This window comes from Gemmobacter fulvus, from assembly GCF_018798885.1.
Classification (GTDB): domain Bacteria; phylum Pseudomonadota; class Alphaproteobacteria; order Rhodobacterales; family Rhodobacteraceae; genus Gemmobacter; species Gemmobacter fulvus.
Map to the genome: position 1 here is coordinate 498,327 of NZ_CP076361.1, position 11,384 is coordinate 509,710.

Here is an 11,384-nt window from a genome sequence, read left to right on the forward strand (position 1 = left end):
CGCATGACCACCCCCACCACCGGCCGCAACCGCGCCATCGACCTTCTGAAGCTCGGCCTTGCGCTGATGGTGGTGGGGATACACGCCAACCCGTTCGTCCCCTTGGGGCGGACGGCGATCCTGTTGACCGGCGACGGTCTGTTCCGGCTGGGCGTGCCGGTGTTCCTGATCTTCAACGGCTATTTTCTGCACGCCGCCGTCGAGGCGGGCCGTCCCTGGCTTTATGTCAAACGCGCGGTGCAGCTTTATGCAATCTGGATGCTGCTGTATCTGCCGGTCTATTGGGGCATGTTCTCGGGGCAGAGCATGGTCGAACGGGTCAAGATGCTGGTCTTTGGCTTCTGGCATCTGTGGTATCTGTCGGGCATGGCCATGGCGGCGGCGCTGGTGACGCTGCTCAGGCACTGGTCGGCGCGCGCGATGTGGGGGCTGATGGCCATCACGTTTCTGTGTGGCATCGCCATCACCTATGCCATCGCCTGGGAGCTGATCACGGTGAACAAGGCGGTGTTCGGTGATACGCTGAAACCCAACCGCAATGCGCTGTTCCTGTGCCTGCCCTTCCTGCTGGCGGGCTATCTGATCCGGCGCGACTCGCTGGCCGATCACATCAGCCTGCGGCTGGCGCTGACGTTGGCGGCGCTGGGATCGGTGCTGATCCTGGCAGAATCGCTGTTCCTGCATCATGTTGCGCCGCGCGGCGTCGCGCATGACACCATGCTCAGCCTTGGGCTGGCGGCTCCGATGCTGGCACTGGCCGCGCTGAAATGGCCGGGCATCGCGCAAAGCCGGGCGGCGGGTGATTACGCCAGTGGCATCTATTTCATCCATGTGGCGATCTGCGCGATGCTGTTCCGTCACACCGAATTGCAGCGCCCCGCCGTCTATGCGCTGACCGTCGCGGGGGCGGTTGCGGGGACCTGGATGATCCGTCGGGCGGGACTGACACGAAAACTTCTGTGACACTGGACCTTGGGGCCGGGATTTCCTATATAATCTCTCAACTAACCCAGCGAGACCGAAATGACCCAGGCTCAGGACACGATCGAGGGCACCCCCCTCATCAAACCGTCAACCACCGATCATCCCCTTTACGACAGCGTGGTCGATGCTTGCCGCACCGTGTTCGACCCGGAAATCCCGGTGAACATCTTTGATCTGGGCCTGATCTACACCATCGAGATCGGCACCGAAAACGAGATCGAGATCATCATGACGCTGACCGCGCCGGGATGTCCCGTGGCGGGCGAGATGCCCGGCTGGGTGGCCGATGCGGTGGAGCCGCTGGCCGGGGTGAAATCGGTGAATGTGCAGATGACCTTCGATCCGCCCTGGGGCATGAACATGATGTCCGATGAAGCCCGGCTGGAGCTGGGATTCATGTGATCGGCCCCCCCTTGAGCGGGGCGGCGTAAAAACCTATCTTTACGCCATAACAAAAGGAATTGCTCCATGTTCGGCATCCCCGGCAAACAGGCCGTCACGCTTACCCCCGCCGCCGCCCGGCAGATTGCGCGGCTGATGGCGAAGCAGGACAGCCAGGGCCTGCGCATCGGCATCAAGAAGGGTGGCTGTGCGGGCATGGAATATACCATGGATTACGTCTCGGACGTGAATCCGATGGATGAACTGGTGGAACAGGATGGCGCGCGGGTGATGATTGCACCGATGGCGCAGATGTTCCTGTTCGGCACGGAAATCGACTATCAGATTTCCGCGCTGGAGTCCGGGTTCAAATTCAACAATCCCAATGTGTCCGAAGCCTGCGGCTGCGGCGAATCCATCAAGTTCAAAGACCAACCGGCGCAGTAAACGCGCCGCCGCGGGCGGTTGCACCTTTTCCCGCGCGCGGCGCAATGGCATAACAGCCCCGATCCATGGGAGGACTGAGATGCGCAAACTTGCCGCCGGAAACTGGAAGATGAATGGCACCGCCGCCGCCCTGGCCGAGGTGCAGGCGCTTCTGGCTGCCCATCCCGCCCCGGCCTGCGACATGCTGCTGTGCCCGCCTGCCACGCTGATGTCGCGCATGGCCGATCTGGCACGCGGCACGGCGCTGCGGATCGGCGGGCAGGATTGCCATGCTGCTGCCTCGGGTGCCCATACCGGCGACATTGCTGCGGCGATGCTGGTGGATGCAGGCGCAAGCCATGTGATCCTTGGCCATTCCGAACGCCGCGCCGATCATGGCGAAACCGACAGTCTTGTGAATGCCAAGGCCGTGGCCGCGCTGGTGGCGGGTCTGATCGCGGTGATCTGTGTCGGCGAAACCGAGGCCGAGCGGGATGCCGGCACCACGCTGGATGTGATCGGCACGCAACTGGCCGGATCGGTGCCCGATGCGGCCACGCCCGACACCGTGGTCATCGCCTATGAGCCGGTCTGGGCCATCGGCACCGGCCGCACCCCCACCCTGTCTGAAATTGCCGAGGTGCATGGCTTTCTGCGCGCGCGCCTGACCGCGCGCTTTGGTCAGGCCGCAGCCGGGATGCGGCTGCTTTATGGCGGGTCTGTCAAACCCTCCAACGCCGCCGAGATTTTTGCGGTGCCGCATGTCGATGGCGCTCTGGTCGGCGGGGCGAGCCTGAAAGCCGCCGATTTCGGGGCGATTGTCGCCGCCCTCGCCGCCGCCTGATCCCCTCTTGGCACGCAAGGGGCCAGACCGGCCCTTTGCGCGGTATCTCCCCATGAAAGTCACCGATATGTCGCCGCTCAAGGCCAATAGCCTGTGCCTGCTGTCCATGCTGGTCTGGGCGATGGGCCTGCCCGCCGCCGAATACCTGATCGGGCCGGTGCCGCCCCTGCCGCTGACGGCGATGCGGCTCGGCCTTGCCGCGCTGGCCTTGCTGCCGGTCTGGCTGGCGGTTGAGGGCTGGAGTGCGCTGCGCCACGCGCCCTGGGGCCGCGGCATCGCCATCGGCAGCCTGATGCTGGGGCTTGCCGGGTTTCTGCTGGTGGTGGCACAGGCGATCACCGGGGCCGTCACCGTGGCGGTGATTTCGGCCACCATGCCGGTGATCGGCATTGCCATCGAATGTGTGCTGGATGGCCGCCGCCTGACCCTGCTGCTGGTGCTGGGGGTGCTGCTGTCGCTGGCGGGCGGGCTGCTGGCCTATGCCGAGGGCATGGGCGGCTTTCATCTGGGCTTTGGCGCGCTCTGTGCCTTCGGCTCGATCCTCGCCTATACGTTCGGCTCGCGGCTCACAGTCACCGGCCTGCCCGACATGACGCCGCTGGGCCGGTGCAGCCTGACAATGGCGGGGGCGGCCATCGCCACCACGGCAGGCGCGCTGCTGGCCGCCGCCTTCGGCGCCCCCGGCCCCGACTGGGCCGCCCTGGGGATGCGCGAGGCCCTGGCTCTGGCGGTCTTTTCTCTGGTGGGCATCGCGCTGTGTCAGATCCTGTGGATCGCCTCGGTGGGCCATCTGGGCATCGGCCTTGCCTCGCTGCACATGAATGCCGCACCGTTTTATGTGATGATCTTCCTGTTCCTGCTGGGCCAGCCCTGGAACTGGATTCAGGCCCTTGGGGCCACCATCGTCGGGGCGGGCGTGCTGATCGCCCAGAGCCGCCCCGCCCGACCTGCCACGGAGTGACCATGCAGACCCTTTCGCAATCGCCGCTGGATCCCGCCTTCGTGCAGAACCCCTATCCGTTCTATGAACGCGCCCGCGCGGCGGGGCCGTTCTTCCACTGGCAGGATTATGGGCTGACCTGCACCACCTCTTATGCGGCAGTCAGCGCCCTGTTCCGCGACCGGCGGCTGGGGCGGGAAATTCCGCCCGAAAAGCAGCAGGCGATCCCCGATCATCTGAAACCGTTCTACGCGGTCGAGGCCCATTCCATGCTGGAGCTGGAGCCGCCCCGCCACACCCGCCTGCGCAGCCTTGTGCTGCGCGCCTTCACCTCGCGCCGGATTGCCGCCCTCGCGCCCGAAATCACCGCCCTGTGCGACCATCTGGCCGAAACCCTGCCCGATGGCGAATTTGACCTGCTCAGGCATTTCGGCCAGCGCCTGCCGGTGGTCGTGATCGCGCGCCTGCTGGGCGTGCCCGAAGAAATGGGCGACGACCTGCTGCGCTGGTCCAATGCGATGGTCGGCATGTATATGGCCGGGCGCGACCGCGCGCGCGAGGATGCGGCGGTGGCGGCGACCGAAAGCTTCGTGGCCTTCATGCGCCGCTATGTCGACCAGCGCCGCCACGATCCGCGCGACGATCTGATCACCGCGCTGATTGCCGCCGAGGAGGCGGGCGAGAAGCTCAGCACCGACGAGCTGATCACCACCTGCATCCTGCTGCTGAATGCCGGGCATGAGGCCACGGTGCACAGCTTTGGCAATGGTGTGAAAACCCTGCTGGAAACCGCCACCGCGGCCAGCGCCCTCGCGCCCGAGCGGATCGAGGCCACGGTCGAGGAAATCCTGCGCTTTGATCCGCCGCTGCATATGTTCACCCGCCATGTCTATGAGGATGTGGAGGTGATGGGCACCACCCTGCCGAAAGGATCCGAAGTGGCGCTGCTGCTGGCGGCGGCCAACCGCGATCCGCAGACCTATGCCGATGCAGCGCGCTTCGATCCGGCACGGGTGGGCAAGGCCAATACCAGCTTTGGCGCGGGCATCCATTTCTGCGTCGGCGCGCCGCTGGCCCGGCTGGAGCTGCAAATCGCCCTGCCGATCCTGTTCCGCCACAAACCCGCCCTGCGCCTGACCGAACCGCCGCGCTATGGCGATGTCTATCATTTTCACGGGCTGGAACGGCTGATGGTGCGCGCGGATTAGTGCAAGGGCAGCCTGCCGAAGTTGGTTCAGGGCGGGATCGCTACGCCTGATGGCAGGATGCTGTCTGGCGAGCATATCGGAGCAGAACGGAGCCCTTTGTTCGAGGGAATGTGGCTGCTATGCGGACGAAGCGGACACTTGCCAGAAGGCTCACGTTTGGCGACGACGTACTAGAAGTGGCCTAGCGGCCAAGGAAGATGTGTAACTACCATGTTCGTACATACACCCGATGACGGCAAAATCCTCGATGCTTATTGCAAGCATTTTTCGAAGGTTTGGGTGGTACTTTCGCCGTTTCTGAGGCCACAAGCGCTTCCATTTGAGCGCTTCTTTCCGGGGACCTACCCGACGCGCAATGAAATCCTTGCTGACTGCACGCCAGTGACATGGTCGGAAGTGTTGCACAAGGGAGGCTTCGAGACGCTCAGCGATATCGATATCGCCTTAAGGTCCTACGTCCTCGGCCTGACGTACCCAAACCAGCGTCTGAGTGATCAACTCGCGAATATGGTCGAAGGGCAAAAGCTCATCCCGCCAGTCGAAGGTTGTTTTGCCCCGCACAACGAACGAAGATTCCTACTACGCCTGATTGAACGTAAGCGGTGCGCCGGCCCCGTGGTTTCGGCTTGATGTGACTTGGGGCATGCCGTTCTGCAACTGAGTTTGCGGGAGGCTGGCCGTGGAGCACCAAAACGAGCACCGGATGGAGGTGCGTGGGTCGAAGGAAGTATCCCGGATCGAGATCCTTGATGGCCCGACCGGGCGGCGGCGATGGCCGGATGATCTCAAGGCGCGGATTGTGGCTGAGAGTTTTCAGCCTGGCGCGCGGGTCTGCGATGTTGCGGCGAAGTATGGGTTGATTGCGCGGCACCTTTCGGGATGGCGTGGTCAGGCGCGCAAAGGGGAACTGGTGGTGCCGGTCGCTACGGCCCCGACCTTCGTGCCGCTGGTGATCGAGCCATTGGCTGATGCGTCGGCCGACACGGGCGTGATCAGGGTCGAGATCTGTGGGGTCGTTCTGCATGTGATGCCGGATTGCAGTCCAGACCGCGCGGCGGCCTTGGCGGCGGCGTTGAGGAAGGTGCTGTGATCTTTCCGGATCAGGCCGTCCGGATCGTGATTGCGACCAAGCCTGTGGACTTCCGCAAGGGACATGACGGGCTGGCGGCCATGGCGCATGCCGCGTTGGGCTTTGCGCCCAAGGCGGGGGTGATGGTTGTCTTCAGGTCCAAACGTGGTGATCGGCTTTCATTCCACATACCAACTGCGTGATTTGCGGATCGAATATCCTTGGCACCCTCTTTACGGGCGGGTTCTACGCGCGCGCGATGGGGGACGCAGGCACGGATCGGACTCTGTGCTGGTCGAGGAACGGCAGGGGTTCTTCCGGACTTTGCCCCCCTGGATGTGCGATGCCGCCTATTGCGCACGCATGGAAAGCGGCCCGCCGGTTGTTGCTCTCGAAGCCTTGCGGTCGCTTGCACAGACACTCGATCTAATGCGTCACGGTCAGCTTGCGTCATCCTGTGGGGGATCGATTCCCGAGGAGGATACGCATGCCCTGCCGACCCCGACCCCTCTCGCAACAAAAGCAAGCGACGCCGAGTCAGCTCTGCCTGGACCTGAACGACAGCCCGAACCGCCCCCCGGCCGCGCCCGCGACACCGGCGATCCTGGAGGCATTGGCAGACCTGCTGCTGATGGCGGCGGGCAAGATTGCGGAGGGCGCAGGTCATGATGCACGCAAAGATCACCGCTGAGCACCTTGCCCGCAGCGCACTCGTCTACGTTCGCCAGTCGACGATGGCTCAGGTGCTCGGGAATCTCGAAAGCCAGAAGCGGCAATACCAGCTGGCCGAAGCCGCCCGCGACACCGGCTTCGCCGAGGTCCGGGTCATCGATGAGGATCTGGGACGCTCCGGCTCTGGTCTGATTGCCCGCCCGGGCTTCCAGCGTCTGGTCGCGGAAGTCTGTGCCGGGACGGTGGGGGCGGTCTATTGCATCGAAGCCTCGCGGCTTTCCCGTAATGGCCGGGACTGGCATCATCTGATTGACCTCTGCGCCTTGACGGGGGCCTTGGTCGTTGACCCGGAGGGGGTCTACGATCCGCGTCAAATGAATGATCGACTGCTGCTGGGGCTGAAGGGCACCATGTCGGAATACGAACTCAGTCTTCTGCGGCAACGTGGGCTGGCGGCCCGCGATGCGAAGGCGAAGCGGGGAGAACTCCGCTTTACCTTGCCGCCTGGGTTCTGCTGGAGCGAGGACGACAGGATTGAGATGGATCCTGATGAGCGGGTCCGGCAGGCCATCCACCTGATCTTCGCCAAGTTCCGCGAGCTTGGCAGCGGTCGCCAGGTGTTCCTGTGGCTGCGCGCGGCCGATGTCCATCTGCCAGTGGTCCTGCGCAACGGTGCCCTGCGCAAGATCGCTTGGCGCAAGCCTGCCTATCACAGCGTGATGCAGGTGCTGCATAATCCGGTCTACGCTGGTGCCTATGCCTTCGGCCGGACCGGTAATCGGATGGCGGTGGTCGAGGGCGAGGCGCGCAAGACCAGCGGCCATCACCGGGCGATCGAGGAGTGGGGCGTGCTGATCAAGAGCAATCACGAAGGATACATCGACTGGCAGGCCTATGAGGAGAACCGCGTCCTGCTGGGGGAGAACGCGCATATGCAAAAGCGAACGGCCCGCAAATCCGGGCGCGGCGGACAGGCGCTGCTGAGCGGCATGGCGCGTTGCGCAAGGTGCGGCCGGATGATGCGGGTCTTTTACAAGACCGGGACCGACCTGTCCCATCGTTACCAATGTCGGGGCGATGACAGCCATGTCGGGGCTGGGCTCTGCATCGGTGCGGGCGGGGGCGGCATCGATGCGGCCGTGACCGGCCAACTGCTCGAAGCGGTCTCCGGCCGCGCCGTGCAGGCTGCCCTATTGGCGGGACAGCAGGCCACCCGGGCACAGGAGGTGGTGCGGCTTGCTGTCGAGAAGGAGCTTGATGAGGCACGATACGCCGCGGAACTGGCCGAGCGGCGATATGAGCATGTCGATCCCGCCAAACGGCATGTTGCGCGCACGCTGGAGGCGCGGTGGAACGCAGCCCTGGAGCGGGTGGCCTCGGTCGAGCAAAAACTTGCCGCTTTGGGCGCAGAACTCATCGCGAGGCCCGGGGTCGATCCTGATGTCCTCTTGCGGCTCGCCACCGACCTGCCCTCGGCATGGAATGCCGCCGGGACCGATGCCCGCGCGCGGCAGCGACTGGTGCGCCTGCTGATCGAGGAAGTGGTGATCGACATCGATCAGGCGGAGAACGCCTTCGTTCTGCTCATTCACTGGATCGGCGGGCGCCACACCGAGGTCAGGCTGGCCCGGCGCCGAACCGGTCGCTTCCCACCGGGGCCAAAGCGCACTGCTGCCGACATCTTGCGCAAACTTGGCGGGCACTGGCCAGACAGGGAACTTGCCGTGACCCTCAACCGGATGCGCTGCCGCACTGAGGATGACGAGACATGGACGACCGTCCGCGTGGCTGAATTGCGCGACAGGCTCGCGATCCCACCCTATGATCCCGAGGCCGAGGAGGAGAAGACCGTGAGCGTCGATGCTGCCGCCAAGCGGCTCGGCGTCTGCGTGGCATCTGTCCACAAACTGATCCGCGCGCAGATCCTCCCCGCGACACAGATCCTGTATTCCGCCCCATGGAAAATACCGCTGGCCGCGCTCGAAACCGAGGCGGTTCGGATAGGCTTGCAGGAAATAGCCGCGCGCAGGCCAAGGCAAGCGCTTGATAAGATTGCAGACAGGTCCATGACCCTACCCGGATTCTGAAGGAGGAGATGCATTATGAAACGTGATCGGGCGACAGGATCAAGGTTCTGTTTTGGGACGGCAGTGGGATCGTGATGATCTACAAGCGACTGGAACAGGGCGGCTTTGCCTGGCCAAAGGTTGGCGACGGGGTCATGCGGCTGTCGCGGGTGCAGTTCGAGGCGCTGTTTGCAGGGCTTGACTGGCGCCGCATCCATGCGCCCAGGCCGACGCATCCCCCCGCGACAGAGTGACTCGGATCGCCTTGTAAATATGGGCAATCCTGGGGGCACGCGGTATAAACAGCCATGCCTGCGCCCGCCGATCTCCCCTTTGATATGGACAGCCTTCCGCCCGCCGTGCGTGAGGCGTTTGCGACCATGCAGGCCAAGGTCACCGGGCTGGAGGCGCAGACCGAACGTCAGGATTACCTGATCGCCGAGCTGCGCCATGCGCTTTACGGCAAGCGGTCCGAGCAGTTGGCACCCGACGAGCGCCAGCTGGCTTTCGAGGATCTGGAAACGGCGGTCGCCGAAGCCGAGGCCGCGCGGGCAGCGCTGGCGGAGCGCAATGCCGATGGCAGGCCCAGGCGTCCGGCAGCCAAACGCAACCTTGGCCATCTGCCAGATCACCTACCGCGCATCGAGCAGGTGATCGAACCCGCGCAGAAGATATGTCCCTGCGGCTGCACCGACATGGTGACGATCGGCGAAGACCGCGCCGAACGTCTCGACATCGTTCCTGCCCGCTTCCAGGTCATCGTCACCATTCGCCCCCGCTATGCCTGTCGTCGTTGCGACGCAGGCATCATACAGGCCGACACGCCCAACTGGCTGATCGAAGGCGGTTTGCCGACCGAGGGCACGCTCGCCCATGTCGCCGTCTCCAAATATGCGGATCACTTGCCGCTTTATCGCCAATGCCAGATCTATGGCCGGGGCGGCGTGGATCTGGACCGGTCAACCCTGGCAAAGTGGTGTGGCGTAGCAGCCTATCATCTGGCCCCGGTCGTTGACCGGATGTTGGTCCACCTCAAGCGATCCGGCCGCCTGTTCATGGACGAGACCCGGGCACCGGTCCTCGATCCCAAGGCGGGCAAAACCAAAACCGGCTACCTTTGGGCGGTGACCCGCGATGATCGCGGCTGGGGTGGAGGCGATCCGCCCGCGGTCGTCTTCACCTATGCGCCCGGGCGCCATGGCCGCCATGCGATGGACATCCTGACAGGCTTCGAGGGCATTCTTCAGGTCGATGGATATACCGGCTATGACGCCTTGGCCGAACCAAAGCGCGTGGGCGGCATGCCCCTGACGCTGGCCTACTGCTGGGCCCATTCCCGGCGCAAACTGCATGACATCTATCAAAAGGACGGCTCCGAGATCGCCGCCGAAGGCCTGCGCCGCATCGCCCAGATCTACAAGATCGAAGCCAGCGTCCGGGGACGCTCACCCGAGGAGCGCCTAGCGGCCCGCCAAGCGCGATCGGCCCCGCTGATTGCCGACTTCCGCCTTTGGCTGACCCACCAGCGCAGCCGGATCTCCGCCAAATCCCGCTTGGGCGAGAAGCTCGGCTATATCCACCGGCACTGGGATGGCCTGCAGATCTTCCTGTCCGATGGCCGCGTCGAGATGGATACAAACCCGGTCGAAAATACCATCAGACCCCTAACCCTCAATCGTAAAAACGCGCTGTTCGCCGGTCATGACGAGGGCGGCCGAACCTGGGCGCGCCTGGCCTCGCTTATTGAGACCTGCAAGCTGAACGCCATCGATCCCTACGCCTACTTGCGCGAAACCCTGACCGCCATCGCCAACGGCCACCCCGCAGCGCGCATCGACGACCTCATGCCCTGGGCCTTCCAAAAGCCGTCAAGCTGAAAGCCTGACGGGGATCACGCACCGCTTACGATTGAACTGGGTCATTCCCACCTGCTTGTCTCTGATGAATTCGGAGAGCAGACCAAGCGCCACGCCATCGACAAGATGCTCAGAGAAGACTGCGTGACTGGTCATTGTGTGATTTCAACTGAAGACGGCTCAATCTTGGTCGGTTCGCATTGGGACAGCTGCTGCTCTTTCCTCTGCACCCAAGAACGCGATGACCAGTTTGGTGAGTTTGAGAAATTCCTCTGCTCAGAAAGGACAGAGGTCTACTGGGGCCTCCATCCAATCTGATCTGGCCGTCCGCTACGGACTCAAAGCGTTATTTGCGCGGCCACGGATGAACTCCCCTTCGCGTCTGAACCCCAACCACCCGCCAGAACCCCATGACGGCCAAAACTGCCCCCCCCCTGCGCTGTCAGCGCAATGCCCCCAGCCATGCCTCACAACGGCAGGGCCGTGACCGACTTGATTTCTTCCATGCTCAGCAGGGCCGTCACATTGTGGATCTTCACCTGTGAAATCAGCGCCTGATAGAAGGTGTCATAGGCGCGGGCGTTCTTGACCCGCACTTTCAGGATATAGTCGATATCCCCGGCCAGCCGGTGCGCTTCCAGCACCTCGGGGCGGTCGCGCAGGGTTTGCAGGAATTTGCGCTGCCAGTCGGCCTCGTGTTCGCTGGTGCGGATCAGCACGAAGAAACAGGCCTCCAGCCCCAGCGCCTCGGGGTCGAGCAGCGCGGTCTGGCGCAGGATCACCCCGGCCTCTTTCATGCGGCGGATGCGATTCCACACTGGCGTCTTGCTGGAGCCGACCTTGCGCGCGATCTCGTCCAGCGACTGCTCGGCATCCTCCTGCAACTCGGCAAGGATTTTCCTGTCCATCTCATCCAGCCGGGCCGACATTCCGCAAAT

General features: G+C 63.9%; 15 protein-coding genes. 14 read left to right on the forward strand and 1 reads right to left on the reverse strand.

The features are described 5' to 3' along the window. Nucleotides 1-3: 3 nt before the first annotated feature. The 14 genes from KM031_RS02385 to KM031_RS22750 all read left to right on the forward strand — a co-directional run bounded on the left by KM031_RS02385 (nucleotide 4) and on the right by KM031_RS22750 (nucleotide 10,764). A complete protein-coding gene (locus KM031_RS02385; protein ID WP_215507901.1) occupies nucleotides 4-963 on the forward strand; it encodes an acyltransferase family protein in 960 nt (319 codons plus the stop codon). A 60-nt stretch (nucleotides 964-1,023) separates the two neighbouring features. Further along, nucleotides 1,024-1,386 carry an SUF system Fe-S cluster assembly protein gene (locus tag KM031_RS02390; protein WP_215507902.1) on the forward strand — a complete coding sequence of 121 codons (363 nt, stop codon included), beginning with the start codon at nucleotides 1,024-1,026 and terminating at the stop codon, nucleotides 1,384-1,386. Between the two features lie 66 nt (nucleotides 1,387-1,452). Then, nucleotides 1,453-1,812 (forward strand): HesB/IscA family protein, encoded by a 360-nt coding sequence (locus KM031_RS02395; RefSeq protein ID WP_215507904.1) that lies wholly within the window; start codon nucleotides 1,453-1,455, stop codon nucleotides 1,810-1,812. A 79-nt stretch (nucleotides 1,813-1,891) separates the two neighbouring features. Beyond that, nucleotides 1,892-2,635 (forward strand): triose-phosphate isomerase, encoded by a 744-nt coding sequence (tpiA, locus tag KM031_RS02400; protein WP_215507906.1) that lies wholly within the window; start codon nucleotides 1,892-1,894, stop codon nucleotides 2,633-2,635. Between the two features lie 52 nt (nucleotides 2,636-2,687). Further along, the gene (locus KM031_RS02405) at nucleotides 2,688-3,596 is read left to right on the forward strand and encodes an EamA family transporter (RefSeq protein ID WP_215507907.1); all 909 of its coding nucleotides are present in this window, start codon (nucleotides 2,688-2,690) and stop codon (nucleotides 3,594-3,596) included. Nucleotides 3,597-3,598: 2 nt separating this feature from the next. After that, nucleotides 3,599-4,783, forward strand: coding sequence for a cytochrome P450 (locus tag KM031_RS02410; protein WP_215507909.1), 1,185 nt, complete (start codon nucleotides 3,599-3,601; stop codon nucleotides 4,781-4,783). Nucleotides 4,784-4,993: 210 nt separating this feature from the next. Further along, nucleotides 4,994-5,413 carry a DUF2711 family protein gene (locus tag KM031_RS02415; protein WP_215507911.1) on the forward strand — a complete coding sequence of 140 codons (420 nt, stop codon included), beginning with the start codon at nucleotides 4,994-4,996 and terminating at the stop codon, nucleotides 5,411-5,413. A 49-nt stretch (nucleotides 5,414-5,462) separates the two neighbouring features. After that, nucleotides 5,463-5,873 (forward strand): transposase, encoded by a 411-nt coding sequence (locus tag KM031_RS02420; protein ID WP_260692076.1) that lies wholly within the window; start codon nucleotides 5,463-5,465, stop codon nucleotides 5,871-5,873. Then, nucleotides 5,870-6,055, forward strand: coding sequence for an IS66 family insertion sequence element accessory protein TnpB (gene tnpB, locus KM031_RS02425; RefSeq protein WP_215507579.1), 186 nt, complete (start codon nucleotides 5,870-5,872; stop codon nucleotides 6,053-6,055). The genes KM031_RS02420 and tnpB (KM031_RS02425) overlap by 4 nt, the downstream gene beginning before the upstream one ends. A 284-nt stretch (nucleotides 6,056-6,339) precedes the next feature. Continuing rightward, nucleotides 6,340-6,543, forward strand: coding sequence for a hypothetical protein (locus KM031_RS02430; RefSeq protein WP_035714909.1), 204 nt, complete (start codon nucleotides 6,340-6,342; stop codon nucleotides 6,541-6,543). Next, nucleotides 6,521-8,611 carry a recombinase family protein gene (locus tag KM031_RS02435; protein ID WP_035714956.1) on the forward strand — a complete coding sequence of 697 codons (2,091 nt, stop codon included), beginning with the start codon at nucleotides 6,521-6,523 and terminating at the stop codon, nucleotides 8,609-8,611. The genes KM031_RS02430 and KM031_RS02435 overlap by 23 nt, the downstream gene beginning before the upstream one ends. Before the next feature lie 38 nt (nucleotides 8,612-8,649). Then, nucleotides 8,650-8,844, forward strand: a complete 195-nt coding sequence (gene tnpB, locus KM031_RS02440; RefSeq protein ID WP_260692135.1) for an IS66 family insertion sequence element accessory protein TnpB — start codon at nucleotides 8,650-8,652, stop codon at nucleotides 8,842-8,844. 54 nt (nucleotides 8,845-8,898) lie between these two features. Next, a complete protein-coding gene (gene tnpC, locus KM031_RS02445; protein ID WP_215502983.1) occupies nucleotides 8,899-10,467 on the forward strand; it encodes an IS66 family transposase in 1,569 nt (522 codons plus the stop codon). A gap of 36 nt (nucleotides 10,468-10,503) precedes the next feature. After that, nucleotides 10,504-10,764, forward strand: coding sequence for a DUF2711 family protein (locus tag KM031_RS22750; RefSeq protein WP_501162180.1), 261 nt, complete (start codon nucleotides 10,504-10,506; stop codon nucleotides 10,762-10,764). Nucleotides 10,765-10,913: 149 nt separating this feature from the next. Here the strand turns inward: KM031_RS22750 and KM031_RS02450 are convergent, their stop codons facing one another. Continuing rightward, nucleotides 10,914-11,375, reverse strand: a complete 462-nt coding sequence (locus KM031_RS02450; RefSeq protein WP_215502984.1) for an Lrp/AsnC family transcriptional regulator — start codon at nucleotides 11,373-11,375, stop codon at nucleotides 10,914-10,916. Nucleotides 11,376-11,384: the final 9 nt, after the last annotated feature.

Excerpts from the sequence above, each read along its gene's own strand:
- KM031_RS02385 (WP_215507901.1), top strand. The coding sequence starts at position 4 with ATGACCACCCCCACCACCGGCCGCAACCGCGCCATCGACCTTCTGAAG.
- KM031_RS02410 (WP_215507909.1), top strand. The coding sequence starts at position 3,599 with ATGCAGACCCTTTCGCAATCGCCGCTGGATCCCGCCTTCGTGCAGAAC.
- KM031_RS02405 (WP_215507907.1), top strand. The coding sequence starts at position 2,688 with ATGAAAGTCACCGATATGTCGCCGCTCAAGGCCAATAGCCTGTGCCTG.
- KM031_RS02415 (WP_215507911.1), top strand. The coding sequence starts at position 4,994 with ATGTTCGTACATACACCCGATGACGGCAAAATCCTCGATGCTTATTGC.
- KM031_RS02435 (WP_035714956.1), top strand. The coding sequence starts at position 6,521 with ATGCACGCAAAGATCACCGCTGAGCACCTTGCCCGCAGCGCACTCGTC.
- KM031_RS02390 (WP_215507902.1), top strand. The coding sequence starts at position 1,024 with ATGACCCAGGCTCAGGACACGATCGAGGGCACCCCCCTCATCAAACCG.
- KM031_RS02395 (WP_215507904.1), top strand. The coding sequence starts at position 1,453 with ATGTTCGGCATCCCCGGCAAACAGGCCGTCACGCTTACCCCCGCCGCC.
- tnpC (WP_215502983.1), top strand. The coding sequence starts at position 8,899 with ATGCCTGCGCCCGCCGATCTCCCCTTTGATATGGACAGCCTTCCGCCC.
- KM031_RS02450 (WP_215502984.1), bottom strand. The coding sequence starts at position 11,375 with ATGTCGGCCCGGCTGGATGAGATGGACAGGAAAATCCTTGCCGAGTTG.
- tpiA (WP_215507906.1), top strand. The coding sequence starts at position 1,892 with ATGCGCAAACTTGCCGCCGGAAACTGGAAGATGAATGGCACCGCCGCC.
- KM031_RS02430 (WP_035714909.1), top strand. The coding sequence starts at position 6,340 with ATGCCCTGCCGACCCCGACCCCTCTCGCAACAAAAGCAAGCGACGCCG.